A 25,634-nucleotide genomic window follows, 5' to 3' on the forward strand; every position below is an offset into this window, starting at 1 on the left:
GCAGAAGTTAATTGTACTGAACTGGTATTTTGATCACATTTTCGCTAATAATGTCGCATAAATAACACAAACTTCCGCTAATGCACTTACAGAATATAAAGCAGACAGCGGAAACAGCGGCTTTCAAGCCGCTTACAACCTGAAGGATGAAATGCAATGAGTGTAGAAATGAATCTAACCCGTGCCCAATTCGATGAAGTTATGGTGCCTAATTATGCGCCTGCCGCTGTTATTCCTGTTCGTGGAGCGGGTAGCCGAGTATGGGATCAAGAAGGTAATGAATTCATCGATTTTGCCGGTGGTATTGCAGTAAATTGTTTAGGTCATTGTCACCCAGCTTTAGTGTCAGCATTAAAAGAGCAAGGCGAAAAATTATGGCATTTATCAAACGTAATGACCAACGAGCCCGCGCTTGAATTAGCGACAAAGTTAGTTAATGCCACATTTGCTGAGCGCGTCTATTTTGCTAACTCAGGTGCTGAAGCGAACGAAGCTGCATTAAAATTAGCTCGTCGTTATGCATTAGATAACCATGGTGCAGATAAAGACCAAATCATCGCATTCGATAAAGCGTTCCATGGCCGTACATTCTTTACTGTAACGGTTGGCGGACAAGCTGCTTATTCAGACGGATTTGGTCCTAAGCCACAAAGTATTACCCACGTGCCATTTAATGATATCGCTGCACTTGAAGCAGTAATTTCAGACAAGACTTGCGCCATCATGCTTGAACCTCTTCAAGGTGAAGGCGGGATTATCAATGGTGATCCTGAGTTCTTAAAAGCAGTACGTCGTTTAGCAGATAAGCACGACGCATTAGTGATTTTTGATGAAGTACAAACTGGTGTAGGCCGTACTGGTGAGTTATTTGCTTACATGGGTACTGACATCGTGCCAGATATTTTAACCAGCGCCAAAGCACTAGGCGGTGGCTTCCCTATTGCTGCAATGCTAACCACGGCAAAAATTGCCGCTCATTTAAAAATTGGTACTCATGGTTCTACTTATGGCGGCAATCCATTGGCTTGTGCTGTTGGTAATGCGGTAATGGACGTAGTGAATACCAAAGAAGTACTCGACGGAGTTAAACATCGCGAACAGTTATTCCGTGATGGTTTAGCGGCTATTAACGCCAAATACAACGTATTCAGTGAAGTGCGCGGTAAAGGTTTGTTAATTGGTGCGGTATTAAATGAACAGTATGAAGGTCGTAGCCGTGACTTCTTGGTTGCTTCTGTTGCTGAAGGCCTTATGAGTTTGATGGCTGGTGCAAACGTTGTGCGTTTTGCTCCTTCATTAGTGATCCCAGAAGCTGACATCGCAGAAGGCTTATTGCGTTTTGAACGCGCAGTAGCAAAAGTGGTTGCTGGTTAATTAACAAATCAGTGCGGGCCTAGCTTGCACTGATGTGTTTGGGTACGCCTGTTGGGTGAATACGTGTTGAAATGTATTTCAGCGCGATTCGCTTATGGCGCAATGAGGAGATTAAGATGTTAATCATACGTCCTATCCGTGCAAGTGATTACGATGCACTTTATGGTATCGCAGTTGAGTCAGGCCACGGTTTTACATCTTTACCAGTTAACGAAGAGTTACTGCGTTCGAAGATTGCTAGGGCAGAGGCATCTTTTATCAAGCAAATTGATAAACCTTTTGACGAAGGTTATTTAATGGTACTTGAAGATACAAAGACCAATGAAGTTGTCGGCACCTGTGGTATTGAAGCCGCCGTCGGCATGCAAGATGCTTTTTATCATTACCGTTTAGGTACTGAGGTCTATCATTCTCAGCAAATTTCTGTTCGCAATGAAGTTGAAACCCTCACATTATGCCACGACTACACTGGCGCAGCAGAAGTGTGCACTCTGTTTTTAAAAGACGGATATCGCAAAGGCAATAACGGCCGCATGTTATCACGCTCGCGCTTTTTATTATTAGCACAGCATCCTGAACGCTTTGGCGAAACGGTTATTGCTGAAATGCGTGGTGTCAGTGATGAACATGGCGATTCACCGTTTTATGAATGGCTACAAAATCACTTTTTAGGTATCGATTTTGTTGAAGCAGACTACTTGTCTGGTTTAGGCAAAAAAGCCTTTATGGCCGAAATGATGCCGCGCAACCCCGTTTATGTTTGCATGTTGCCTAAAAAAGCCCAAAAAGTGATTGGTGAAGTGCATAAAAACACTAAGCCAGCATTACGTTTATTACAAGCTGAGGGTTTTAAGTTCCGTAATTATGTCGATATTTTTGATGGCGGCCCAACGGTTGAATGTGCACTAGCTGAGATCCGCTCAGTGAAAAAGAGCCGTTTATTGACCGTTTCAGTTGGCAAGATGCCACATGCCGATCATCATTTTATTATCTCCAACACCTCGCTTGCTGATTATCGTGCGTCAGCAGCTAAATTGTTGGTCTCTGATGAACACGATAATGTTGTGCTCAGCCCTGAAATCGCAGCTGGTTTACTGGTGAGCGATGGTGAGCAAATTCGTGTTTTAGCAATGTAGGAGCAAGAAATGACACAATATATTCAAGGTCAGTGGTTAGCTGGCGAAGGTCATGAGATTAATTCAAAAAACCCTGCCAACGGTGACGTAATTTGGCAAGGTAACACGGCTACTGCTTCTCAAGTTAATGCAGCTGTAGATGCCGCTCGTGCGGCGCAGTTTGATTGGTTTATGCTGGGGTATGAAGCTCGCTTAGCGATAGTAGAAGCGTATCGTGCACAGTTAGAAGCTAATAAAGCCGAGATCGCAGAAACCATCGCTCAAGAAACGGGTAAGCCACAGTGGGAAACGGCTACTGAAGTGGGCGCTATGATTGGCAAGATCGCATTGTCAGCAAAAGCTCATGACAAACGTACTGGTACTGAAACCAACGATTTACCAGCAGGACGTGCCGTATTACGTCACAAACCTCATGGTGTGGTAGCGGTATTTGGCCCTTATAATTTCCCTGGGCATTTGCCAAACGGTCACATAGTGCCAGCATTATTGGCCGGTAACACCGTGGTATTTAAGCCATCAGAATTAACGCCTAAAGTGGCTGAGCTAATGCTGAAGTGTTGGGACAAAGCCGGTTTACCACAAGGTGTGGTTAACTTAGTGCAGGGTGAAGTTGAAACCGGTAAAGCGTTAGCGTCACATCCACAAATTGACGGTTTATTCTTTACCGGTAGTTCACGTACTGGGCATATTTTACATGAACAATATGCTGGTCTGCCTGGTAAGATTTTAGCCTTAGAAATGGGCGGTAATAATCCGCTTATCGTTAAAGGTGTTACCGATACCAAAGCTGCGGTACATGACATTATTCAGTCTGCTTATATTTCGTCTGGCCAACGTTGTACCTGTGCCCGTCGTTTATATATTGAAGAGGGCGCACAAGGTGATGCGTTAATCGCAGAGCTAGTAAAGGCTATTAAACAAATTAAAGTGGGTGCTTGGAACGTTCAACCACAACCTTTTATGGGCTCGATGATTTCTGAAACCGCTGCACGTGGCATGGTTGCCGCACAGGCGACACTTCAGTCATTAGGTGGTGTTTCATTAGTTGAGTTAGTGCAAGTTGAAGCTGGTACTGGTTTAGTCACTCCAGGCTTAATAGATGTCACTAAAGTCGCTGAGTTACCTGATGAAGAATACTTTGGTCCATTATTGCAATTAGTGCGTTACAGCGATTTTGACCAAGCGATTCATTTGGCCAATGCGACTCGTTATGGTTTATCTGCCGGTTTATTAGCCGATAGTCGTGAAGATTATGATTACTTTTTAGCGCGCATTCGTGCTGGGATTGTTAATTGGAATAAGCAGATTACAGGCGCATCAGGTGCAGCACCGTTTGGTGGCGTTGGCGCATCAGGTAATCATCGAGCAAGTGCATTTTATGCGGCTGATTACTGTGCTTACCCTGTCGCTTCAATGGAAGCTGATTCAGTAAGCTTACCCGCTACTTTAAGCCCTGGTTTATCAATTTAACTGATAAATTCATCGCATGATCCGTGCTGGTGACTTTGTTCACCAGCCTTATTTTAGAAGGATTTAACCATGCATACTGACGTTAATGCTTTATTTGCTGCCTTATGGCAAGACTACATTAAGATGACGCCTTCAGCGGCGAAAATTCATCAGCTATTAGGCCATGGCGCGCCAATCATCAATGACCATATCGCTTTGCGCACCTTTAATATCGCCAAGGTGAATTTAAGCGTATTGGCTAAACACTTTACCTCTATCGGTTATGTCGACAGTGGCGATTATCAGTTTGTGCAGAAAAAACTGATTGCCAAGCACTTTGAACATCCGGATCCAAAGCAGCCGAAGGTGTTTATTTCTGAGCTATTAGTAGAAGAATTTAGCCCTGAGTTGCAAAAGAGCATCCATGGTTTAATCGATCAGGTTGATGAAACGGCAACCACTGAAGATAATTTTATTTATTCTGGTCGTCATTGGGATGTAGATAAAGCAACATACCAAGCCTTACTTGCTGAAAGCGAATATGCTGCTTGGGTTGCTGCATTGGGATATCGTGCCAATCACTTTACGGTTTCAATTAACGATCTGCCTGAGTTTGAGCGTATTGAAGATGTAAACCAAGCCTTAAAGCTGGCTGGGTTTGTGTTAAATAGCTCTGGCGGTGAAATTAAAGGATCGCCAGAAGTCTTGTTAGAGCAATCTTCTACCATGGCGGATAAAGTGGTGGTTAACTTTACTGATGGCGATGTGGAAATTCCAAGTTGTTTCTATGAATTTGCCCGCCGTTATCCAATGGATAATGGTCAGCTTTATACTGGTTTTGTTGCGGCATCAGCTGACAAGATTTTCGAAAGTACCAATGCAATGATGTAACGTTTATGCATGGACAAAAAAAGACCTAATTGAGTGATCAATTAGGTCTTTTTTATTGGTTATTTTAGGCAAAAAAAGCTTAGCTACTCATCAATATACTGATGCTTAGTTGCTCATCAAAATACTGACATTAAGTCCTTGTAATGCTTTACTACGACTAAATTGCAATACAAAACCATATTGGTCGCATATCTCTTTAACAATCGATAAGCCCAATCCGTGGCCAATAGTGGCTTCATCTAGTCGTGTGCCACGAGAGGTTAATAATACAATTTGTTCTTGCTTTACGCCTCGACCATCGTCCTCGATCTGAATTAATATCTCTCCCGAAGGTAATTCTTCGACGCTGACATTAACCTGTGAATTCGCCCATTTAAAGGCATTATCGAGCAGGTTGCCAAACAGCTCCATACCATCTTCGCGGTGTATTGGAATACGACTAATATGTTGTGGGTTAACAATGCTGCCATCAATACTCCGCTGATGATGCACTTTATGTAACGTTTGGATTAAACTATCAAAATCTTTTGGTACCGCCAGTTGTGCTGCGGGTAGCATGTCTCCGGTTATCCTCGCTGCAGCCAATTTACGTTCAATCATTTTATGAACTAAATCTAATTGCTGCTGCATGGCTATAGCGGCATCCGGATGGGTGAGCCCGAGCGCTTCAACTTGTTGCTGCATGACCGCTAATGGGGTTTTTAAGCCATGGCTTAAATTACCCAAGTTATTGCGACTACGTTCAATTTGTTTGGCTGTGTAGTCTAATAACTCATTATAGGTTTCGGCTAACGGGCGGATCTCTGCTGGAATTTGTGAAATGGCTAACGAGGCTATTTCCCCTTCGCGCAATTTAGCCAGCGCCCCTTGGATTTGATTCACCGGTTTAAATGATTGGCGTAAAATGATAAAAATACCGGCAATCATCGCTAATAACATGCCGATATTAATTGCCAGTTTAGTGCCAAATACTTCGCTAAAAACACGTCGTCCAATACTGAGATCTTGGGCGACAGTCAAGGTTGCTGTGTTGTGGCTGTTTGGCGCGCCGATGCCGATAGATAACAGCTGCATATCATTGTTTTTTGGCCCTTTAGCCTGCCAAACTCTTTTCTGCTGCGCTTGTAACTGTTCAATCTGTAATTCCGCATCCCACAGTGAACGGGAGCGAATTGTACGGTCGGGCAAATTTAATTGGAAATAACGCCCTGAATAGGCAGGTTTATAAAAACTGGATAGTTGGCTTTGGTCGATAACTATCTCACCATCATCGAGTCTGGTGGCGATAATGATGTGTTCTAAATCTTCTTCAAGACGATTAATAATGGAGTCATGAAAGGCATCTCGCAACATCGACTCAAATAAAAATAAACCTATTAGCGTGGCAATAATGATTAAGCCACTGAGCCATAAGCTTAATTTAAACCGAATTGAAATCATTCAATAATGCCATGGAAGATATAACCCTGACCACGGCGGGTTTCAATAGCGGTTTTACCGAGTTTTTTACGTAAGTGTGTTACGTAAACTTCCACGACATTACTTTCTTTTTCATCATCAAATTGATAAAGCTTGTCTGTAAGCTGCTGTTTCGAAAGAAGCTTCTTTGGTGACATTAAGAAAATTTTCAATAACCTAAATTCCATCGACGTCAGTTCGTATACGTGTCCGCCTACCGTCACTTTTTGCTCATTTTCGTCTAAATTAACCCCGGCATAACATAGTTGCTTCGACGACGAATTAACCCGCCCATGGGCACGATGGATAAGTGCCTGAATACGGGCGAGGAGCTCTTGAGTATGAAAAGGTTTGCCTAAGTAATCATCAGCACCAGCATTAAAACCTTCAACTTTTTCGTGCCACTGACTGCGGGCCGTTAGCATAATGACAGGGGTACTGATGCCACGTTCACGCCATTGAGTCACTAATGACAAGCCATTGCCATCAGGTAAGCCGATATCTAAAATGACACAGTCATAATCTGTTTCTTTCATCAAATAATCGGCTTCAATAGCTTTGTCTGTAACATCCGTAATATAACCAGCTTGCTTGAGTTGTTTTTCAAGTTCAGCAACCAGTAATGGGCTATCTTCAACGAGTAACAGTTTCATGTTTAGTACATTCGCTCGGTAATTGAGTCAATGAGTCCTGCATACCGTTAGCTGCATCTAATTGCAGATTAACAACATGCCCTTGTTTTAGCTTAAATTGTAAATCATAGCGCCACTTATCTTGATGTTGATAAAGCTGGGCGTCGATTAAGTGACCATCACAATACTGCGATAGCCAAGTTAAGTAATCATCTAATGAACGTATATTACCAGAAGATACCAATTTTTGGACGTAGTCATGATCCAGAGGGAGTTCTTTTGCGGGAATATCTTGTTGATTAATGGTGATGGCCATTAAGCTGCTTATTGCTGTAAAGAACAAGCTATTCATGGGCGCTCCAAAATAAAAAAGTGGCGTTCAGAGTATGAACACCACTTTAAGTATCTTGGCTTAAATCAAGCTGAAGCTTATATGATTAAACATAAACATTTTGCTTGATTCGTCGTTAGCCTTTTGTCATTTAGCGTGTACCGTAAACTACGATCGTTTTACCGTGTGCTTGGATCAAGTTTTGTTCTTCAAGCATTTTTAAAATACGACCAACAGTTTCACGTGAACAACCAACAATTTGACCAATCTCTTGACGGGTTATCTTAATCTGCATGCCGTCAGGATGTGTCATAGCATCGGGTTGTTTTGCAAGATGTAATAGCGTTTGTGCAATACGACCAGCAACGTCAAGGAAGGCTAAGTCGCCTACTTTTTGACTAGTACTTTGTAAACGATAGGCCATTTGCGCCGAAAGTTTCATCAAGATTTCAGGATTTACCTGAATCAATTGCTTAAATTTCTTATAAGAAATTTCTGCAATTTCACATGCTTGTTTAGCACGAACCCATGCAGTACGTTCAGATTGCTCTTCAAACAGCCCTAGTTCACCGATAAAATCGCCTTGATTTAGATAAGAAAGGATCATTTCTTTACCTTCTTCATCTTTGATCAATACAGCGACGGAACCTTTGACGATGTAATATAAAGTATCAGACTCTTCACCTGCGTGAATTAAAGTACTCTTTGCTGGGTACTTATGAATGTGACAATGTGAAAGAAACCATTCTAATGTTGGGTCAGGTTTTGGCTTACCAATCAGAGCCATATGATATTCCTCGATTGATTAAAAATGAAAGTAAGTAATGTCTAATTAAGCATTCTACGCTATTGAAACGGTGAAAACTTTGATAGAGATCGTATTTAGAAGTGTGCGTAGTGTATATTAACTTGTTAAATTTTAGATTAAATTTATCTCGTTTGTGATGGCGGTCGACTTTTTTTGTGAATTTGTCTTAATCATCACTACGATTGAATTGTTGCCAATGTTATTTGTCTATTGTATTGGATCCATGAGTTAGCTAATGTTATTTAATCAGCTTCATAAATAGTTGTCGAGGTATGCGTGAAAAAACTGAGTCAAATTGGGGTTATTGTTTGTGTTGTTTTATTAAGTGGACTTAGTTCATCTGTAAAAGCATTTGTTATCCCGCCCTCTATTGAGTCTCAAGCGGCGAGTAAACTGGTTCATATTCAGATTAAAGCCAAACAAGGTAATGCAGACGCACAATTTCTATTGGGCTTAATGAACCTTTCCGGACGATTTGTTACTCAAGATACCAAGCAAGGATTAAGCTGGGTTAATCTTGCTGCGCAACAGCAAAATATTAAGGCGCAACAAACATTAGCTGACCTAGCTTTTGACGGCAAATTAATTCCGCGGGATTTAGCACTTGCCGAGCAATGGTATTTGCAAATGGTTGCACAGGGGGATAAGTGGGCTCATTTTCGTTTAGGGTTTATTTATTCTGCTGGTGGTGATGGCGTAGTGCGTAATTGTGGTAAAGCAATGGAGCAGTTTAGTGCTGCGGGAGATGCTGTTTCAATGGGCAATATTGCGTGGATATTAGCTACATGCCCTGAAGCGGAATATCGCGATGGTTCACGTGCAGTATCGATGTCGTTAAAGTTACTTGAGCATAATCAGAATGATCCGACGGTATTAGATAATCTTGCGGCCGCGTATGCAGAACAGGGTGACTTTACTGCGGCGATAGATACCCAGAAAAAAGCGATTGATGCGTTGAAAGATAACCCTGAGATTGTGCGCAGCGATGAATTTATTTTACGTTTGAAGCAGTATCAGAATAATCAAGCTTATCGAGAAGTTATCCCACTGATGTAATGCTCTGAGTGAGCAATGTGAGTCATTTACTATTATCAATCAGTCAGTGTATTCACTTGTTTATCAGAAGAGATAAAAGTTGATGTGGGTGCTGGAACATCGACTTTTTTGGGTTTCGTTGATGTGCTTAATGCACTAACAGATCAAAAAGGGGGAATTAGCACTTCAAGCACATCAACTGCCGTTATTTCGCTTGAAATCACGATGCAGCTATCTTAATAGTTCTGACTTAAATCAAACTTAATCGGGTTTGATATCATCAAGGTTTTGCAACTCTATACGCTTATCCATTAAGTCTTTAACTAATGGCGTTAAAATTAATTCCATTGCTAATGACATTTTTCCACCGGGAACAACCAGTGTATTAACGCGTGACATAAATGAGCCTTGGATCATGTTGAGGTAATAAGGGAAATCAACATTGTTAATGCCGCGAAAGCGAATCACTAAAAAGCTTTCATCTAGGCTAGGTATGTCTTTTGCGCTAAAGGGATTTGAGGTGTCTACGGTCGGCACTCGTTGAAAATTAATGTGTGTCCGTGAAAATTGCGGCGTCATGTGCTTGATGTAATCGTCCATACTACGGACTATCGAGCCCATTACTTTTTCACGACTATGACCCCTATCGTTTGTGTCGCGAATAATTTTCTGAATCCACTCTAAATTGACAATCGGCACCATGCCTATCAATAGATCAACATGTTTAGCGACATCGGCATCTTCCGTCACCACACCACCGTGTAGCCCTTCGTAATACAACATATCGGTATTGGCTGGCAAATCACGCCATTGCGTGAATGTACCAGGCATTTGGTTAAATGGCACCGCTTCATCGAAGGTGTGCAAGTAGCTGCGGGTTTGGCCATTGCCTGTATCACCATAGCTGGTAAAACACTCTTCGAGTTTTTTGAAATTATTGGCTTCGGGGCCAAAATAGCTTAGATTTCGATTTTCAGCTTGTGATTTTCGAATTAACACTTCCATTTCTGCGCGGGTGAAATTATGGAAACTATCGCCTTCAACGAATGCAGCATTAATACCCAGCTGTCTAAAAATATGAATGAAGGCCGTCGTGGTTGTCGTTGTGCCAGCACCAGATGAACCGGTTACAGCAATAATAGGATGTTTTGCTGACATGTTATTTGCCTAGGTAAAGTTGTGGACGCGAAAAATCGAGTCACTAGTTATACGGTAATCATCACCCGTGGGTCAATTCTTCGCGGGTAACAATGTGATCATTTTGTGGTAAAACCATTGTTTTGTTTTACAACTAATCGAAAGATGAACGTGAAATATGCTCGCGTTGTCTAATGGCGATAGACTCATCATCCTCACTATACTCGACAACTAAGTCGCCTTTTTTTAGTGCTAGCTTACATTGGTCCATTGCACGACTTAATTGTTGCTCGTCTGCGTCACTAAAACTGCCATCTTCAAGTTGTGATAACAGATATTCTTTTATCATACGTTGAAGTACTTCTTGAGGTAATGAAAGTAACGCTTCATAAGGCACAAGCATGGTGTATTTCCTATTAATGACTGACTAAAGAAGCGTGGGCATCGTGTTCGGTTACTGTATCACTCGCCGTTAGTATAAACTCGATGATGCGACGTTCGAGGTAAAAGCGCGGTTTCCAAGGCCAGCCACCTTCAACAAAACCTACATGTCCGCCAAACTGATGCAACTCGTATTCAACCATAGGCGACAATTGAGCTTGGTTTGGGATCACTTCATCAGTCATGAAGGGGTCATCTTTGGCGTGGATGACTAATGTGGGCTTGGTAATATGTTGCAAATAGCCTAGGCCGCTAGATTGTTGATAATAATCATTAACGTCAATAAAACCATGCAAAGGTGCAGTGACTTTATCGTCAAATAAATAAAAGGTATTGAGCATTTTGAGCTGTTCTTTAGTGATCGGCATTTGCTCGGTTAACTCTGCAGTGTTAATTTTTTCGAGCATTTTATCTTGTAAGCGTTTAATTAAAAAGCGTTGATACAGAGTTGAAAAACCATTTTCTAAGCGTTTTGCACATGCGCTTAACGTGAGAGGCGCCGACACAACCACAGCGCGTTCGAGTAAGCTATGCTGTTGTTTGCTGCCTTGGTATTTTGCCAATACATTACCGCCTAAACTGTAGCCAACAGCATACAATGGCGAGTCTGGATAGTAGTGTTTTAGTTGTTCTAGGGTGTAGGCTAAGTCGTTTACATCGCCGCTATGATAACTGCGAGCTAAGCGGTTAGGTTCACCCGAACAACCTCGATGATGATGAACAACAGCAGATATTTTGGCTTTTTTTGCTTCGATGAGCATTCTGCGTGCATAATGCGATTCTGTGTTACCTTCAAGACCATGGATAATCACTAAAATAGGCGCGCCATTTTGCGCTTGGCCTAGCCAATCTAAATCGATAAAGTCGCCGTCGGGTAACTCTTGTCGTTGCCTAAATGTTATTGGTCTGGCCACTTTAAAAATGAATGGTAGAATCGTTTGTACATGCGGGCTAGCAGCCCACCAAGGCGGAGTGAACAAGGTTTTCATAGAAGGAATATTTCTGTAATTGTTTGTGAAAATTTAAACGTATGTTTAAATGTTACTCATGCCACTCTACCACATAAAAAATAGAGACAACAATAAACTCAAGGGGAAGTAAATGAAGCGGCGTGCCTTTCTTACTGGTGCTTTTGCTGGAACTGCGGCAATAGCACTCGGCGTTAATTTATATTCACCTAGTATCACGACCTCTACCGATGATATTCATCATCGAGTGTTGTTCAGTGTGTTGCTGCCAGTGTTCTTAGACGGTGCATTGCCCGAGGTTCCAAGCCATAGAGAAATCGCGATAAATCGCACATTGGATGCGATTTCACAATCAATTACTCATTTGCCTGTAGAACAACAACAAGAGTTAATGGAATTGTTGGAGTTGCTTGAAGGACGCTTCGGCTTATTGTTGCTCAGTGGCAGTATGACACCGTTGTTAATGCGTGAACCAAAGCAATTGATTGACATGTTAGAGTTTTGGCGCCACAACTATTTGGACATGTTAACGACCGCTTATAACGGATTACGTGAATTGATAATGGCAAGTTATTACGCCTGTCCGGAACATTGGGGCAATTTACGTTATGTAAAGCCTACTTTCTTGGTGCATAACGCGCATTAATCCCTCATGTAAGGAGCTCTCCCTTGGCCATTATTGATCCTATTATTACCGGATTAAGTTCAGGCTGGCATCATATCGATGCTAGTACCTTAGAAATGGATCGCCACTTTGACGCTGATGTTGTTATTGTTGGCACCGGAGCTGGCGGCGGCACCGCAGCAGAAATACTCACTGAAGCTGGATTAAAAGTGATTATGATTGAAGGCGGATCGCTAAAATCATCAACTCACTTTGATATGGAAGAGCGCCACGCTTATCCGAATTTGTATCAACAAGCAGCCGCAATGAAAACTGCAGATAAAGGTATTGGTATATTTCAAGGTCGAACGGTAGGCGGTTCAACCACGGTCAATTGGACAACCTCAATTAGAACTCCAGAACAAACCTTGGCCTTTTGGGAGCAAGAAAAATCGGTAAAAGGTTTGTCCTCGCAAGATTTACTGCCTTGGTTTGAATTGATGGAGCAGCGGCTCAATATTGAGCAGTGGCAGTTTGAGCCCAATAGAAACAATGGTGCACTGCGCGAAGGTTGTGAAAAGCTGGGTTGGGATTACACCGTCATTAAACGTAATGTTAAAGGTTGCTGGAATACCGGTTACTGTGGCATGGGTTGTCCCGTTAATGCCAAACAATCTATGTTAGTGACTACTATTCCAGCGGCTTTGGACAAAGGCGCGACGTTGATTTCTCGCGCCAAGGTCATCAAACTTGAACACAAAGGCGATCAAGTTGTTGGTTTAACGGCGCAGGCATTAACCGAAGGGTTAATGCCGACATCGGTTAACATTACTTTTAGTGCTAAGCATTATATTTTAAGTGCGGGTGCAGTTCATACACCAACGATATTAATGCGTTCTAATACCCCAGATCCACATAAGCAATTAGGCAAAACGTTTTTACATCCGTCATTGTTATCGGGCGGTATTTTTGCAGAACAAATTAATGGTCACAGTGGTGCGCCGCAATCTATCTATTCAGATGAATTTGTTTGGCGTGATGGCGCGACTGGCGATTTAGGTTATAAGCTTGAAGTTGCGCCTGTACATCCGGTGTTGATTGCATCTAAAACCATTGGTTATGGTGTAAGCCACGCACAATTAATGGCTAACTTTAACCAAATGCAGGTGACTATTGCGCTTATTCGTGATGGTTTTAATCAGCAATGTCCTGGTGGTCAGGTAAGATTAACCGATACGAGTTTGGCGTTAGATTATCCTTTAGATAAAGGCTTTTGGGATGGTGCTCGTCGGGCATTTTTGTCGATGGCCGAATTACAATTTGCTGCAGGAGCCAAAAAGGTGTTGCCGATGCATGATGGCTTGTCATTTCTTAATTCGTGGAGTGAAGCAAAGCAGGCTATCAATAATGCCGATTTAGGTTTATTAAAAACCATTGTCGCGTCGGCCCATGTGATGGGCGGTTGTGCAATGGGTGAAGATAAAACCCTATCAATGGTCGATACTTTTGGTTATTCGCATTACCTTGAAAATTTATCGGTGATGGATGGTTCGGTATTTCCAACAAGTTTAGGCGCGAATCCGCAGTTGTCTATTTATGGTCTAGTTGCTCGAAATGCAACGGCATTAGCACAAAAATTGACTCAAACTAGCTAGCTGAACGGCTTGGTATGCCGTAGCATGGCGGTATATCAACGTACGGCAAGTCGCTAAACCAGATGATGCGTTATGAGTGAGTAAGGCCTGTTTGGGTGGTCAACTCAGTCATAATGCTTTCATCTAAGCCAAATAAGCTAAGGTAGTGTTTTATATTGCTCGGCTCAGTATTATCAGGTTCAGTATCTAACGTTTTTCCCTGCAGTAAGTTCAATTTGTGCAATAACATGTACTGAGATTTACGTTCCATAATGAGCTCAACATCGAGCATTTTTTGATATTCTTCACCGTCTAAGTATGCTTTAGCAATCCGCCGTAATCGTCGATAAGGTTGCAACACATTTGCTTCCCATTGATCTACAATACCCGTCAATAATTCCCACAGTTGTGGCGTCAACACATAATGCTGTTGATCAAGGTATTGAGCCAATAATAAAATATTCACATTTACTTGGTAAGTGTCTTGTAAGTTTATGTAAAAATTGGGATTAGTTGAGTAATTTTGTTCGCAATCATGCCAAATTAAATAGCTAAATGTTTGCTGGTGAGAAGGCCGCGACATACAGTATCCCTTACAGCCTTAAGTGGTGTGAGTTAACACCACTTAAGGCTTGAATAAAATAAAACTAACTGTTTATTGAAAATCTTGCTCGAAAAGCTCTATCTGCTCTTGAATGTCTAACCAATGCATTTCACTTTCATCCATAGCTTGAGTCAGCGTAGTCCGTTCGTTGAGAACATTGGTCATTTTAGCTTTGTTCTCGGCTTCGTATAAGCTGCCATCGGCTAACTCAATTTCTAATTCGGCTAATCTGGCATTAATTTTTTGCTGTTGAGTTTCTAACTTTACTTGTTGTTTTTTCAGCGGCGATACTTTCTGACGTAATTCAGCTTCCATTCTTTTTTGCTGTTTTTTATCAACTGCATCACCGCCAGTGCCAACATCTGTTTTGTTGTTGGCTTGTGCTAGTTTAGCGGCATCGAGCAACCATTGATGATAGTCATCTAAGTCACCGTCAAAAGGTGTTACAACACCTTGGTCAACTAAGTAATAATCACTACAACTTAAGCGTAATAGGTGACGATCGTGTGACACGATGACCATTGCACCCTCAAAGGTTTGCAATGCCATGGTGAGTGCGTGACGCATCTCTAAATCTAAATGGTTGGTCGGTTCATCGAGTAATAGTAAATTTGGACGCTGCCAAACCACTAATGCTAATACTAGGCGGGCTTTTTCGCCGCCAGAAAACGGCCGTACTGGCGATAAGGCCATATCACCATTAAAGCCAAACCCGCCTAAAAAGTTGCGTAATTCTTGTTCGCGAACACTTGCTGGTGCAAGTCTTACTAAGTGTTGCATTGGAGAGTCATCAAGCGTTAAAAATTCAACTTGATGCTGAGCAAAATAACCAATATTCAATCCTGGGTTAGGTTGGTATTTACCCGTTTTAGCTTGTAATTGCCCTGATAACAGTTTGATCAGCGTCGATTTACCGGCACCATTTCTACCTAACAAACCAATACGCGCACCAGGGACTAGGTTTAACTCAACCTGTTTCAGGATGGTGTTATCTTCATAACCAATAGAGACATTTTCCATTACCACTAATGGGTTAGGTAGCGCTTCTGGTTCTCTAAAGGCCATTTGAAATGGATTGTCTACTTGTGAGGGCAACAAATCGGCCATGCGTTCGAGGGCTTTTAAGCGGCTTTGTGCTTGTTTAGCTTTACTGGCTTTATAGCGGAAACGATCAACAAATGACTGCATATGTGAGCGTTCTTTTTGTTGACGCTCAAAGGCGACTTGTTGCTGGGCCATGCGTTCGGCGCGTACTCGTTCAAAAGAAGAGTAATTACCTTTATAGTAATTTAGTTTGTGATTTTCAACATGAACAATTTCACCAACAATGCCATCGATAAAGTCACGATCGTGACTGATCAAAATGAGTGTCCCTTGATAAGATTTTATCCAACCTTCTAACCAATACATGGTATCTAAGTCTAAGTGGTTGGTTGGCTCATCGAGTAACAATAAGTCTGAACGACATAATAGTGCTTGGGCTAAGTTGAGGCGCATACGCCAACCACCAGAGAAGCTTTTTACCGGGTTACTTTGGTCTGCATCTTTAAACCCTAAGCCTGCTAATAGCGCGCCTGCTCGAGCTTTGATGGCATAGCCGCCAATAGCATCAATTTTGCCGTGAATAAGCGCAATGGCATTACCGTTATTGTCGGTTTGGGCTTTCTCTAGTTGGGCTTCTAAATCACGGTATTCAGTGTCACCGTCGAGGACATACTCTAGAGCCGACACATCTAATGCCGGAGTTTCCTGCGCAACAGAGGCAACTTGCCAGCCTGAGGGGAAACTAAATTCACCCTTATCTAGATGTAAATGACCCAAAATCAAGGCAAGCAATGATGATTTACCTGTACCGTTGGCGCCGACAAGGCCAACCTTGTGTCCGGGATATATCGTCAGTGAGGTTTCATCGAGTAAGGTTTTACTGCCGCGAATTAACTGAGCTTGGCTTATGTTGATCATTAATTACAACTTGATACTTAAGAATAGAATAATGGTGCAGATAATATCGCATCTACGATTTATTTCCCACAATCACGGGACTCATGTGGGCTAATCATGGCAAAATAGGCGTATAAATCAGGTAAAGACCTTATTGAGTTAACCGCTCATTCAGTAAACACTAAGTTGAGTAAATCATGACCAAAATTAAAAAGCGTTTTGTTGCAGGGGCTAAATGCCCTAAATGCAGTGCTAAAGACAGTATTTTATTGTTTAAAGAAAATGGAATTGAAACGGTTGAATGTACTGACTGTGATTATCGTGAGCAACAAACGGATATTAAAGTGCCTCAAAAAACCAGTGGTAGCATGATCGGGGTATTCAAACCTGATTAACGTGGCGTGGCATCTCAACGCAGATGAAGAGTTGAGTTAGTTACTCATATATTCATCTGGTTGTGTTTCAGCAGATATCTTCATTTTATGTTTAGTTAATATCTGGATAACATTAGTATTATTTTTAATTAGGCCGTTGAAGCGTGTAGTAATTTCTTGTAATTCTAGGCCGTAACTTGGGTCGTCTCTAGGTTTAGTTTGCCAGTAACGCTTACGATCCAATTTTTGTATTTCGCTAGCCCGTAAAATTTCAAAATAGCTGTTTTCTTGATTTAAGCGATAAATTTCACCATCAAGTAGCTGCAGTAATTTCTCTTTAGAAATGGTTTGTTTATTGAGTATTGCTTCTAAGGGATCTTGTTTGAGCTCGCGCTTGTCCGAGTCAACCTCAGTGGTTATACCCAATTGGTATTCAATTTTATGTTGGCTATATTCCTGAGGGCAAGCTGTTTGGCTGAAAACGACTTTTTCATCCATCATGCATTTGTAAATAGTATTGGCTTGAGCAGTAAAAGTGCTCATGGCGAGTACGATGAATAACAGTCTTTTTGCCATGCGGCCACACATCCTTTTGTCATCACTATTACGATTTTGATATCACATGTTTACGTTTTCGACACTAGGCCTTGTCGATGATGCATTCAGCCTCACAGTTGACAACCATGTCTAGCTGCTAATGGTAAGCAATCACCGGTTACGTATTTTGGCTAAAGGTATTGTTTTTTACTGTATCTCGCCAACTCACTTATTTAACTAGTGTTTTGATGAGCTTATGTACTTAAACAGATTAGCATTTTTTAACGCTACGCAAGTAAGACATTACCCATACTCGTTACCGGATATTGAATACTCGGCAATCATACTTTGCTAACTATATAACTATAATCACGTCGATAATACTATTCTAACGCTTAAATATGGTTCAATTTTATCGATAAAACCAGTTTTTTGACAATGGAAATCTCAATAAAATAAAAAATCTTTGTTTTTTATTTTATTGAGTTAAGCCAAAAAATAATGTTTTTTTAGCGAAGCGTGCTATGTGCCTAACTTGAATGACGAGAAAATGACACGTTGTCTATCAAGCGCGCTTTGCCGAGATACACCGCCCCAATAACCACTAGCTCACTGTCAGCTGCCGTTACTTGGCGTAATGTATTGGCATTTCTCACTTCGAGATAATCAGGAGTAAAACCAACTGTTATAAGTCGTTTTTTGGCAATTGAGATAGCTTGTTGTATTGCTTCACCGCGTTGAATCGCGTTAACAATACTGTCTAATGCTTGTTTTAATGTTGCTGCTGAGTGTTTTTCTTCAGTGGTTAAATAGCCATTACGAGAGCTCATCGCAAGACCCGACGCTTCTCGGATAGTTTCCACTCCAATTACATCGATTGGCATCGATAAATCTTCAACCATGGTTTTGATAATCATCAATTGTTGAAAATCTTTACGGCCGAATAAGGCGATATCAGGTTGAACAATATTAAACAGTTTGGAAACTATAGTGGCCACACCACGAAAATGACCTGGGCGGCTTGCACCGCATAATTCATCACCAATTTCTGGTACTTCAATAAATGTTTGCTGTGCCAATCCTTTGGGATAAATAATCTCAGGTGTTGGAGTGAAGAGTAGTTCTGTTCCGGCAAGCATTAGCTTTTCGCTATCTTGTGCGAGTGTGCGTGGGTAACCCTCTAAGTCTTCATTGGCACTAAATTGCATCGGATTAACAAAAATAGATACCACCACATGGTCTGCGCGCTTTTTAGCTTCATTCACTAAGGTAATGTGACCTTGGTGTAAGTTACCCATAGTAGGCACAAAAGCAACCGTTTCGCCTTTGCTGCGCCAAGTCTTAACATGTTCGCGAATGGTTGAGATAGCGGAAGTGGTTATCATTTTCTGTTCGAACCTTAATAAAAACAATGTAGTCATTGATGTAGATTTAATGATTAGCCTCAAGCCGAATAAGAGCTAGGGTAATCGATAACAACGGGTTTATTTCGCATCTGCAAATCAAACTTGCCGTTTGTGTTGCTAACGAAGGTGCATTGACTCATCAACTGTCGATCTATTGTAAGTCAATGCAACGTAGATAGCAGAGCAAAAATGATAATAAATTTATATTATCAAGATGTTATATTAATTAAAGGTATGTTCTTCCGCTGGGAATGTGCCGTTAGCAACTTCATCAATATAAGCTCTGATAGCCGAACGGATTTCGCCGGTTTGTTTGAGGTAGTTTTTTGAAAAACGGGGAATGTAGCCACTCGAAATGCCTAAAACATCGTGCATAACAAGAATTTGGCCATCGGTGTCAGCACCCGCGCCGATACCGATAACTGGAATGGTTAGTGCTTCAGTAATGGCTTTAGCCAGGGAGGCTGGAATACACTCAACCACTAATAATTGCGCACCAGCAGCTTGCAATGCTTTAGCTTCATCTAGAATGCGTTGCGCGTTATCAGCGTCGCGACCTTGCACTTTAAATCCGCCAAAAACGTTCACCGACTGTGGCGTTAACCCTAGGTGAGCACAAACTGGAATACCACGTTCGGTTAACATTTTTACGCTTTCAAGTAACCAATGTCCGCCTTCTAATTTAACCATGCTGGCACCTGCCTGCATTAATATTGCAGCGTTAGTCATGGTCTGTTCTGGGGTGCTATAGCTCATAAACGGCATGTCTGCGATGAGTAATGCGCGCGAAACACCACGTTTGACACAAGCGGTATGGTAAGCAATATCGGCAATGGTTACTGGTAAGGTATCGTTATGGCCTTGAAGCACCATACCGAGTGAATCACCCACTAGAAGTACATCAACACCTTCACTGTCAAATGCGCCGGCAAAGCTAGCGTCATAAGCCGTTAATGCGGTGAACTTTTTACCTTCTTGTTTGAACTTGATTAGGGTCGAACTGGTGACTTTTGACATAGTAGACTCTTAAAACAATATTGAAATACTAAAAGCTGAGCTTAATCTTCTGTCTGTTAAGATCAACTTTAATCGATAAGCTTTTGTAATTCATCACGCATTGCCACACTAATAAGGCTTTCAAGGCTTGTATTACAAGGCAATGTTAGCGCTGGTGCAATGTCTGCTAATGGAACTAACACAAAACTGCGTTGCTTCATGCCGTAATGAGGCACACAAAGTCGAGGTTCGTTGATGTGTTGTTGACCATAGAGTAACAAATCTAAATCTAAGGTACGAGGTCCCCAGTGTTCAAGTCGTACACGCCCTTGTTGTTGCTCGATTTCTTGTAAGGTATCGAGTAACTCAATGGGCAATAGTGAGGTTTGAAACCCCGCGACAGCATTGACATAATCTGGCTGAATAACATCACCCATGGGCTTGGAACCATAATATGCTGACACCGTAAAAGTGTTGTTTATTGCCAATGCCTTTAGCGCCAATACTGCAACATCGAGTTGTTGTATTGGCTCCGCTAAATTAGCGCCTATGGCAACATAAACTTGAACCGCCATGATTGTTATTCTTCTGCTGGCTTGGCTGCTGGTTTACGGCGACGCTTACGCTGTGGTGCATTTCTGTTACGATTATTGCTGCCTTTGATGCTTTTAGCTATGTCGCTACGGTCAGTTTCATCAGCTTCTACAAACGCTTTCCACCACTCAGCTATCTTGGCAATATTACCCATTTCAACTTCACCGCGCAGTAGCAGTAAATCATAAGCTGCTCTGAATTTAGGGTGCTCTAGTAGTTTAAATGCTCGAGTGCCTTGACCGCGTTCTAATCGTAACTGCAATTGCCAAATGTCGCGTGCTGGAGTGCTAAATCGGCGTGGTAAGCTAATTGTTAGACACTGTTTTTCAAGCACATCACCCATTGCAGCAACATATGCATCGTAATGAGTTAAGCCGCTTTCAATGGCAATATCATCAGCTCGTTGCTTAACGGGATACCACAAGATTGCCGCAAAGAAAAATGCCGGAGTCACGGTTTTATCTTCGCTAACACGGATATCGGTATTACGCATAACGACTTGCAGCATTTTAGCGGCATACCCTTTAGGCGACTCTTCAATTAATGCACCGACTTGTGGGAACAAGGGCGCGAATAAACCAAAACGTTGCATCATGTGGTAATTAGCTTCTGCTTTACCGGCAAAAAACAGTTTCAATACTTCTTCATACATGCGCGCAGCAGGAATATCGGCTAGCAATGGAGCAAGGGCTTTGATGGGATCCGCTGTCACGGCATCGATTTGCATATCAAGTTTCGTCGCAAAACGAACAGCACGAAGCATACGCACCGGGTCTTCGCGGTATCGCGTGTCTGGGTCGCCAATAAGCTTAATCGTTCTAGCATTGAGATCGTTTATTCCACCACCATAGCTGCGAATAGAATAATCACTAATATCATAGTAGAGCGCGTTAATGGTGAAGTCACGGCGCTCAGCATCTTCATCGATCTCACCGTAGACGTTATCGCGTAACAAACGGCCTTCAGCGTTGGATTTTGATACTTTATCATTGCTTTCACTGTGGTGACCGCGGAAAGTGGCAACCTCAATGACATCACGACCAAAAACGATATGCGCCAGTCTAAAGCGACGGCCGACTAAGCGACAATTGCGGAATAACTTTTTAATGTCATCTGGGGTGGCATTAGTGACGACGTCAAAATCTTTCGGTTCAAGACCTAATAGAATGTCACGTACTCCACCGCCCACTAAATAAGCTTTGTAGCCAGATTTATTAAGACGATAAAGTACTTTTAGTGCATTTTCACTAATTTGACGACGTGAAATTGAGTGACCATCTCTGGAGATAATATCCAGACGTAAGCCATCTTCTTGAATGGGTTCTTCAAGGACTGGAGCTACTTTGTTGTTTTCAAATAGCTGTTTACAGAATTGGCTAATACGGCGAAAAATAATACACCTCGAAATGCTATAATAATTTGATTAAAAATCTGGCGGGTATAATACATTAAATGTGACCGAATGAGTATACGTACAGTTGCGCTAAAAAGGGCTTAATGCAATAACTTATGTCAGTTAATGACGATACCTAGTTGTTTATTGTCGATAAGACAATTTCTTTTTGTGCAGGAATCGTGCTTAGGTCAAATTGTTCAACAGCCTGTTTAAGCATCACTTCTACCGAATCTACATCGACAGCTTTTTGGCCTAAAAAGGTCAGTGCCGCATTAATACTGGCTTGAGGGTGAATGACATCTATGGCTGGAGCATAATTCTGCTTGGATAATTTAAAGCCTTTCTCGGCACAAACTAACGGCAAATGTAGCCAATCAGGTGGCGTAAATTCCAATTGGGTAAACAAACTTATTTGTCGGCAACTGGCTTCAAGTAAATCACAACCTCTGACCACTTCAGTTATGCCTTGATACGCATCGTCGAGTACAACGGCGAGTTGGTAAGCATACAAACCATCACTGCGTTTAATAATAAAGTCTTCTTCGGCGAAAGCTTTATCAACCATCACCGAGCCTTGAAGTTTATCAACAAAATGATCAATTTTAACGTGATTACGAATTCGAATTGCGCCGTGTGTCAGTCTAGGCTGAAGTCGGCCACAACGGCCATCATACACTCCGCCGCTGGTTTGAATTATTTTACGTGTGCATTGGCAATAATAAGCAAGATCACTGGCGATAAACGCTTCAATTTGATCTTGATAAGCCTGATATCGTTGCTGTTGAAATAGTACGGTTCCATGCCAATGTAAGCCGTAGGCATCGAGTGTTCTAAGGATGTTATCGCTTGCACCGGGGACTTCGCGTGGCGGGTCGATATCTTCTATGCGGACAAGCCATTGGCCTTGTTGACTGTGCGCGCGAAGATAACTGCCTAATGCAGCAATGAGTGAGCCAAAATGCAGTGAACCTGATGGTGAGGGCGCAAAACGTCCGATATAGGATGGGGGAATCATGTTATAGCGTTGTTTTCGTTAACATCGTATTGTTATTATCGTCAGTTAATGCGACAACACAATAGCCTTGTTAATTTGTTAGTGGGTAAATAAAGTCAATAAAAAGGGCGAGATAATCTCGCCCTAATCAATAACGGGTTAACCCGCCATTTGTTTTTCTTTTATTTCAGCTAGCGTTTTACAATCGATACATTGATCGGCTGTAGGGCGAGCTTCAAGTCGACGGATTCCAATTTCTACGCCACATGAGAAGCAGAAACCAAAATCGTCTTCTTTGATCAACTGTAAAGTCTTTTCAATCTTTTTGATCAATTTACGTTCTCTGTCACGAGCGCGTAATTCTAAGCTGAATTCTTCTTCTTGTGCTGCACGGTCGACAGGATCAGGAAAGTTTGCAGCTTCATCTTGCATGTGAGTTAACGTACGGTCGACTTCTTCACGCAATTGGTTACGCCATGCTTCGAGAATCAATGTAAAGTGACCACGTTGCTTGGTATTCATATACTCTTCACCAGCCGATTCCTGGTAAGGATCTACTCCAGCGATAGCGAGTACGCCAAGTTTTTTCGTGCCTTGAGGCATAACGCATCTCCTGTAATCATTTGCGTTTTAAGGACGTCTTAAATTTATGGCCGCTATCTATACCAGAAACTCTATAGCGTGGCAAATTTTTTACTTGTTATTTAATTTTTATTTTGATCTACAGCATGACTTTACAAGCTGAAGTGATCAGGCTTCCCTGTGGCGAAAGCGCTGTTTTATAAGCTAGCACTTCAACGCCATTTGCTACGGCTTGTTCAAGTAAGTCTGCATATTGTGGATCTATATGTCGCGCGGGTTTAACACTCGTGATGCCACTGTGCTGCACCACAAATAATAAAACAGCACGATGGCCTAATTCCACCATGTGGATGAGTTCTCGCAGATGCTTTTGTCCACGAGTGGTTACGGCATCGGGGAAGTAACCCATTTTATCCTCTAGTAAAGTACAACTCTTCACTTCAATATAGCACTCTGGCCGGTTTTGGCTAGTGAGCAAGATATCGATGCGGCTATTTTCACTGCCATACTTTACTTCGCGTTTTAAATGCTCGTAACCTAATAGTTCGGTAATCACTTGCCGATTAATCGCTTCTTCTGCAAGAGCATTGGCTCGCCCGGTATTAATCCCGATATAATGCTGCTGATCTGTCTGCATTAATTCCCATGTGTGGGCATATTTTCGTTTTGGATTGTCGGAGCTGGAAAACCACACCTTTTCACCAGGGAATAAGCAATTTTTCATTGAACCAGTATTTGGGCAATGAATCGTGATTTCTTGCCCGTTAGGTAGCATGATATCGGCAAGAAAGCGTTTGTATCGTTTAATTAATACACCGGATTCTAATTCGGGAGTAAATTTCATCGATGACTCATCTAATGAGTTGATTTACAACAATGCTAACAAACTTTAGCTTGGTTTATCGATTATGTTTTGTCTACACTACTGCCATTAGCTCGTGATTAAGCTCGAGCATTGGTGTTATTTGGCTTACTACAAGGGATTATTATGAATATTATGACCGTTACGCTCACCACCGAAGCCCCTGCAGAACATTGGGGTAAAGCTGATGTGACTTACCAAGGTACTAAGGCAACAATCCATCTATCGGGTAGCGATGAACTGCGTCAAGTGCAGATGGCCGCAAGAAAAATCCGCAATCAAGGCATTAATTATGTGCAGCTAGACGGTGGCTTATGGACCCTGAATTCACAGTGGGCATTTGCACAAGGTTTTGCCACGGCTAAAGCAGGGTACCAAGTGGACTGGTGTGGTAGTGACGCCGATAAAGAAACGTTGAATCAACGTGCCATAGCGGCCCAGTTTGCTCGCAAATTGATCAATGATACTCCAGAAGATTTATCGCCTTTATCGTTAGCTAATCAAGCGGCGTCTTGGCTAAAAAATATTGGTGGTGACCATGTCAGTTTTAACATTATTGAAGGCCATGAATTATTAGAAAAAAAATGGGTCGGTATTCATGCTGTGGGTCGTGGTAGTGAACGTCCTCCTGCATTGTTAGAGCTTGATTTTAATCCGTTAGGCGCAGATGCTCCAGTCTCTGTTGCCTTAGTGGGTAAAGGTATTACGTTTGACTCAGGCGGCTATAGCTTGAAGTCGTCAGAAGGTATGTTAGCGATGAAGTGTGACATGGGCGGTGCTGCCACTGTTACTGCTGCATTGGGATTAGCCATGAAGGCTGGTTTGAACAAACGCGTTAAGCTATTTTTGTGTTGTGCAGAAAACTTAGTTAGCGGTAATGCTTTCAAGCTGGGTGATGTTCTAACCTACAAAAACGGCACCACGGTTGAAATTGTTAATACTGATGCTGAAGGACGTTTAGTTCTAGCCGATGGTTTACAAGCTGCATCAGAAACGGGCGCAGGCTTAATTATTGATGCTGCAACGTTAACCGGCGCTGCTGTGATGGCTGTGGGCTCAAATTATAACGCCATTTTTTCACCACAAAAGGCGACATTACAGCTTGCACAGCAATGTGCTGAAGCCGTTTCTGAAAACGTATGGCCATTGCCGTTAGATGCTTGGCATAAAGATATGTGTCCATCAGCTTATGCTGATACTGCAAACAGTCGCCCAGTTAAGGGTGGCGGTGCAGGTGGCGCATCAAACGCGGCCGGTTTCTTATGGCGTTTTGTGTCACCAAAAGCGAATTGGTTACACGTTGATCTCGCAGGTGCTTTTGAATCATCTGCCTCGGCGCTATGGGCCGCTGGTGCGACAACGCATGGCGTATTGACCATTGCTGAGTTATTAAAAGACTAGTCATCAATTGTAATCATAATTAAACCGTCGCTCACATTCTGTGGTGACG

General features: G+C 42.2%; 26 protein-coding genes. 9 read left to right on the top strand and 17 right to left on the bottom strand.

The window, feature by feature from the left end; genetic code table 11:
- The first annotated feature begins 156 nt into the window (after positions 1–156).
- From CXF88_RS02880 to CXF88_RS02895, 4 genes are all read left to right on the top strand, one after another.
- Positions 157–1,374: an aspartate aminotransferase family protein gene (locus CXF88_RS02880; RefSeq protein WP_101085247.1), complete on the top strand. Its 1,218-nt coding sequence runs from the start codon at positions 157–159 to the stop codon at positions 1,372–1,374.
- Between the two features lie 116 nt (positions 1,375–1,490).
- Complete coding sequence (astA, locus tag CXF88_RS02885) at positions 1,491–2,510, top strand: arginine N-succinyltransferase (protein ID WP_101085248.1); 1,020 nt, start codon at positions 1,491–1,493, stop codon at positions 2,508–2,510.
- 9 nt (positions 2,511–2,519) lie between these two features.
- Positions 2,520–3,980: a succinylglutamate-semialdehyde dehydrogenase gene (gene astD / locus CXF88_RS02890; RefSeq protein ID WP_101085249.1), complete on the top strand. Its 1,461-nt coding sequence runs from the start codon at positions 2,520–2,522 to the stop codon at positions 3,978–3,980.
- A 69-nt stretch (positions 3,981–4,049) separates the two neighbouring features.
- Positions 4,050–4,850 (top strand): DUF1338 domain-containing protein, encoded by an 801-nt coding sequence (locus CXF88_RS02895; protein ID WP_101085250.1) that lies wholly within the window; start codon positions 4,050–4,052, stop codon positions 4,848–4,850.
- Positions 4,851–4,955: 105 nt separating this feature from the next.
- Here CXF88_RS02895 and CXF88_RS02900 read toward each other — a convergent pair whose 3' ends face one another.
- From CXF88_RS02900 to crp, 4 genes are all read right to left on the bottom strand, one after another.
- A complete protein-coding gene (locus tag CXF88_RS02900) occupies positions 4,956–6,290 on the bottom strand; it encodes an ATP-binding protein (RefSeq protein ID WP_101085251.1) in 1,335 nt (444 codons plus the stop codon).
- The gene (locus tag CXF88_RS02905) at positions 6,287–6,961 is read right to left on the bottom strand and encodes a response regulator transcription factor (protein WP_101085252.1); all 675 of its coding nucleotides are present in this window, start codon (positions 6,959–6,961) and stop codon (positions 6,287–6,289) included. The genes CXF88_RS02900 and CXF88_RS02905 overlap by 4 nt, the downstream gene beginning before the upstream one ends.
- A complete protein-coding gene (locus CXF88_RS02910) occupies positions 6,942–7,292 on the bottom strand; it encodes a hypothetical protein (RefSeq protein ID WP_242445083.1) in 351 nt (116 codons plus the stop codon). The genes CXF88_RS02905 and CXF88_RS02910 overlap by 20 nt, the downstream gene beginning before the upstream one ends.
- Before the next feature lie 130 nt (positions 7,293–7,422).
- On the bottom strand, positions 7,423–8,058 hold the full coding sequence (gene crp, locus CXF88_RS02915; protein WP_101085253.1) for a cAMP-activated global transcriptional regulator CRP: 636 nt from the start codon (positions 8,056–8,058) through the stop codon (positions 7,423–7,425).
- Between the two features lie 378 nt (positions 8,059–8,436).
- On the opposite strand from crp, the gene CXF88_RS02920 reads away from it, so the two are divergent.
- Complete coding sequence (locus tag CXF88_RS02920) at positions 8,437–9,135, top strand: tetratricopeptide repeat protein (RefSeq protein ID WP_242445089.1); 699 nt, start codon at positions 8,437–8,439, stop codon at positions 9,133–9,135.
- Between the two features lie 240 nt (positions 9,136–9,375).
- On the opposite strand, the gene CXF88_RS02925 is transcribed toward CXF88_RS02920, so the two are convergent.
- From CXF88_RS02925 to CXF88_RS02935, 3 genes are all read right to left on the bottom strand, one after another.
- Positions 9,376–10,272 (bottom strand): phosphoribulokinase, encoded by an 897-nt coding sequence (locus CXF88_RS02925; RefSeq protein WP_059744602.1) that lies wholly within the window; start codon positions 10,270–10,272, stop codon positions 9,376–9,378.
- Positions 10,273–10,405: 133 nt separating this feature from the next.
- Complete coding sequence (locus CXF88_RS02930; protein WP_101085255.1) at positions 10,406–10,654, bottom strand: YheU family protein; 249 nt, start codon at positions 10,652–10,654, stop codon at positions 10,406–10,408.
- Positions 10,655–10,667: 13 nt separating this feature from the next.
- The gene (locus tag CXF88_RS02935) at positions 10,668–11,681 is read right to left on the bottom strand and encodes a hydrolase (protein ID WP_101085256.1); all 1,014 of its coding nucleotides are present in this window, start codon (positions 11,679–11,681) and stop codon (positions 10,668–10,670) included.
- Between the two features lie 112 nt (positions 11,682–11,793).
- Here CXF88_RS02935 and CXF88_RS02940 point away from each other — a divergent pair, with 112 nt between their 5' ends.
- Entirely contained in the window at positions 11,794–12,306 is a 513-nt protein-coding gene (locus tag CXF88_RS02940; protein WP_101085257.1) for a TAT leader-containing periplasmic protein, read from the top strand.
- A gap of 23 nt (positions 12,307–12,329) precedes the next feature.
- Positions 12,330–13,919 carry a GMC family oxidoreductase gene (locus tag CXF88_RS02945; protein WP_101085258.1) on the top strand — a complete coding sequence of 530 codons (1,590 nt, stop codon included), beginning with the start codon at positions 12,330–12,332 and terminating at the stop codon, positions 13,917–13,919.
- A 70-nt stretch (positions 13,920–13,989) separates the two neighbouring features.
- Here CXF88_RS02945 and CXF88_RS02950 read toward each other — a convergent pair whose 3' ends face one another.
- Both CXF88_RS02950 and CXF88_RS02955 read right to left on the bottom strand, forming a co-directional pair.
- Positions 13,990–14,481 carry a TIGR02444 family protein gene (locus CXF88_RS02950; protein ID WP_101085259.1) on the bottom strand — a complete coding sequence of 164 codons (492 nt, stop codon included), beginning with the start codon at positions 14,479–14,481 and terminating at the stop codon, positions 13,990–13,992.
- Positions 14,482–14,553: 72 nt separating this feature from the next.
- Positions 14,554–16,464, bottom strand: a complete 1,911-nt coding sequence (locus CXF88_RS02955) for an ABC transporter ATP-binding protein (RefSeq protein WP_101085260.1) — start codon at positions 16,462–16,464, stop codon at positions 14,554–14,556.
- A gap of 176 nt (positions 16,465–16,640) precedes the next feature.
- Here CXF88_RS02955 and CXF88_RS02960 point away from each other — a divergent pair, with 176 nt between their 5' ends.
- Positions 16,641–16,838, top strand: a complete 198-nt coding sequence (locus tag CXF88_RS02960) for a YheV family putative zinc ribbon protein (RefSeq protein WP_162023862.1) — start codon at positions 16,641–16,643, stop codon at positions 16,836–16,838.
- A gap of 36 nt (positions 16,839–16,874) precedes the next feature.
- Here CXF88_RS02960 and CXF88_RS02965 read toward each other — a convergent pair whose 3' ends face one another.
- The 8 genes from CXF88_RS02965 to sfsA form a co-directional block, all read right to left on the bottom strand.
- The gene (locus tag CXF88_RS02965; protein WP_101085262.1) at positions 16,875–17,393 is read right to left on the bottom strand and encodes a hypothetical protein; all 519 of its coding nucleotides are present in this window, start codon (positions 17,391–17,393) and stop codon (positions 16,875–16,877) included.
- A gap of 491 nt (positions 17,394–17,884) precedes the next feature.
- On the bottom strand, positions 17,885–18,739 hold the full coding sequence (panC, locus tag CXF88_RS02970) for a pantoate--beta-alanine ligase (RefSeq protein WP_101085263.1): 855 nt from the start codon (positions 18,737–18,739) through the stop codon (positions 17,885–17,887).
- A gap of 243 nt (positions 18,740–18,982) precedes the next feature.
- Positions 18,983–19,777 carry a 3-methyl-2-oxobutanoate hydroxymethyltransferase gene (panB, locus tag CXF88_RS02975; RefSeq protein WP_101085264.1) on the bottom strand — a complete coding sequence of 265 codons (795 nt, stop codon included), beginning with the start codon at positions 19,775–19,777 and terminating at the stop codon, positions 18,983–18,985.
- Positions 19,778–19,845: 68 nt separating this feature from the next.
- Complete coding sequence (gene folK / locus CXF88_RS02980) at positions 19,846–20,331, bottom strand: 2-amino-4-hydroxy-6-hydroxymethyldihydropteridine diphosphokinase (protein ID WP_101085265.1); 486 nt, start codon at positions 20,329–20,331, stop codon at positions 19,846–19,848.
- Between the two features lie 5 nt (positions 20,332–20,336).
- Positions 20,337–21,638: a polynucleotide adenylyltransferase PcnB gene (gene pcnB, locus CXF88_RS02985; RefSeq protein WP_162024398.1), complete on the bottom strand. Its 1,302-nt coding sequence runs from the start codon at positions 21,636–21,638 to the stop codon at positions 20,337–20,339.
- Positions 21,639–21,879: 241 nt separating this feature from the next.
- A complete protein-coding gene (gluQRS, locus tag CXF88_RS02990; protein ID WP_101085267.1) occupies positions 21,880–22,761 on the bottom strand; it encodes a tRNA glutamyl-Q(34) synthetase GluQRS in 882 nt (293 codons plus the stop codon).
- A 138-nt stretch (positions 22,762–22,899) separates the two neighbouring features.
- Complete coding sequence (dksA, locus tag CXF88_RS02995; protein ID WP_011638715.1) at positions 22,900–23,343, bottom strand: RNA polymerase-binding protein DksA; 444 nt, start codon at positions 23,341–23,343, stop codon at positions 22,900–22,902.
- Between the two features lie 118 nt (positions 23,344–23,461).
- Entirely contained in the window at positions 23,462–24,166 is a 705-nt protein-coding gene (gene sfsA / locus CXF88_RS03000) for a DNA/RNA nuclease SfsA (protein ID WP_101085268.1), read from the bottom strand.
- Positions 24,167–24,310: 144 nt separating this feature from the next.
- Between sfsA and pepB the strand changes: the two genes are divergently transcribed.
- Positions 24,311–25,585, top strand: coding sequence for an aminopeptidase PepB (pepB, locus tag CXF88_RS03005; RefSeq protein WP_101085269.1), 1,275 nt, complete (start codon positions 24,311–24,313; stop codon positions 25,583–25,585).
- The last annotated feature ends 49 nt before the right edge of the window (positions 25,586–25,634 follow it).

The sequence above is a fragment of the Shewanella sp. ALD9 genome (assembly GCF_002836315.1).
In the GTDB taxonomy this organism is placed as follows: Bacteria; Pseudomonadota; Gammaproteobacteria; order Enterobacterales; family Shewanellaceae; genus Shewanella.

What these genes read in the sequence shown, in the direction of transcription:
- CXF88_RS02880 (WP_101085247.1), top strand. Translation starts at nt 157, where the DNA reads ATGAGTGTAGAAATGAATCTAACCCGTGCCCAATTCGATGAAGTTATG.
- astA (WP_101085248.1), top strand. Translation starts at nt 1,491, where the DNA reads ATGTTAATCATACGTCCTATCCGTGCAAGTGATTACGATGCACTTTAT.
- astD (WP_101085249.1), top strand. Translation starts at nt 2,520, where the DNA reads ATGACACAATATATTCAAGGTCAGTGGTTAGCTGGCGAAGGTCATGAG.
- CXF88_RS02895 (WP_101085250.1), top strand. Translation starts at nt 4,050, where the DNA reads ATGCATACTGACGTTAATGCTTTATTTGCTGCCTTATGGCAAGACTAC.
- CXF88_RS02900 (WP_101085251.1), bottom strand. Translation starts at nt 6,290, where the DNA reads ATGATTTCAATTCGGTTTAAATTAAGCTTATGGCTCAGTGGCTTAATC.
- CXF88_RS02905 (WP_101085252.1), bottom strand. Translation starts at nt 6,961, where the DNA reads ATGAAACTGTTACTCGTTGAAGATAGCCCATTACTGGTTGCTGAACTT.
- CXF88_RS02910 (WP_242445083.1), bottom strand. Translation starts at nt 7,292, where the DNA reads ATGAATAGCTTGTTCTTTACAGCAATAAGCAGCTTAATGGCCATCACC.
- crp (WP_101085253.1), bottom strand. Translation starts at nt 8,058, where the DNA reads ATGGCTCTGATTGGTAAGCCAAAACCTGACCCAACATTAGAATGGTTT.
- CXF88_RS02925 (WP_059744602.1), bottom strand. Translation starts at nt 10,272, where the DNA reads ATGTCAGCAAAACATCCTATTATTGCTGTAACCGGTTCATCTGGTGCT.
- CXF88_RS02930 (WP_101085255.1), bottom strand. Translation starts at nt 10,654, where the DNA reads ATGCTTGTGCCTTATGAAGCGTTACTTTCATTACCTCAAGAAGTACTT.
- CXF88_RS02935 (WP_101085256.1), bottom strand. Translation starts at nt 11,681, where the DNA reads ATGAAAACCTTGTTCACTCCGCCTTGGTGGGCTGCTAGCCCGCATGTA.
- CXF88_RS02940 (WP_101085257.1), top strand. Translation starts at nt 11,794, where the DNA reads ATGAAGCGGCGTGCCTTTCTTACTGGTGCTTTTGCTGGAACTGCGGCA.
- CXF88_RS02950 (WP_101085259.1), bottom strand. Translation starts at nt 14,481, where the DNA reads ATGTCGCGGCCTTCTCACCAGCAAACATTTAGCTATTTAATTTGGCAT.
- CXF88_RS02955 (WP_101085260.1), bottom strand. Translation starts at nt 16,464, where the DNA reads ATGATCAACATAAGCCAAGCTCAGTTAATTCGCGGCAGTAAAACCTTA.
- CXF88_RS02960 (WP_162023862.1), top strand. Translation starts at nt 16,641, where the DNA reads ATGACCAAAATTAAAAAGCGTTTTGTTGCAGGGGCTAAATGCCCTAAA.
- CXF88_RS02965 (WP_101085262.1), bottom strand. Translation starts at nt 17,393, where the DNA reads ATGGCAAAAAGACTGTTATTCATCGTACTCGCCATGAGCACTTTTACT.
- panC (WP_101085263.1), bottom strand. Translation starts at nt 18,739, where the DNA reads ATGATAACCACTTCCGCTATCTCAACCATTCGCGAACATGTTAAGACT.
- panB (WP_101085264.1), bottom strand. Translation starts at nt 19,777, where the DNA reads ATGTCAAAAGTCACCAGTTCGACCCTAATCAAGTTCAAACAAGAAGGT.
- folK (WP_101085265.1), bottom strand. Translation starts at nt 20,331, where the DNA reads ATGGCGGTTCAAGTTTATGTTGCCATAGGCGCTAATTTAGCGGAGCCA.
- gluQRS (WP_101085267.1), bottom strand. Translation starts at nt 22,761, where the DNA reads ATGATTCCCCCATCCTATATCGGACGTTTTGCGCCCTCACCATCAGGT.
- dksA (WP_011638715.1), bottom strand. Translation starts at nt 23,343, where the DNA reads ATGCCTCAAGGCACGAAAAAACTTGGCGTACTCGCTATCGCTGGAGTA.
- sfsA (WP_101085268.1), bottom strand. Translation starts at nt 24,166, where the DNA reads ATGAAATTTACTCCCGAATTAGAATCCGGTGTATTAATTAAACGATAC.
- pepB (WP_101085269.1), top strand. Translation starts at nt 24,311, where the DNA reads ATGAATATTATGACCGTTACGCTCACCACCGAAGCCCCTGCAGAACAT.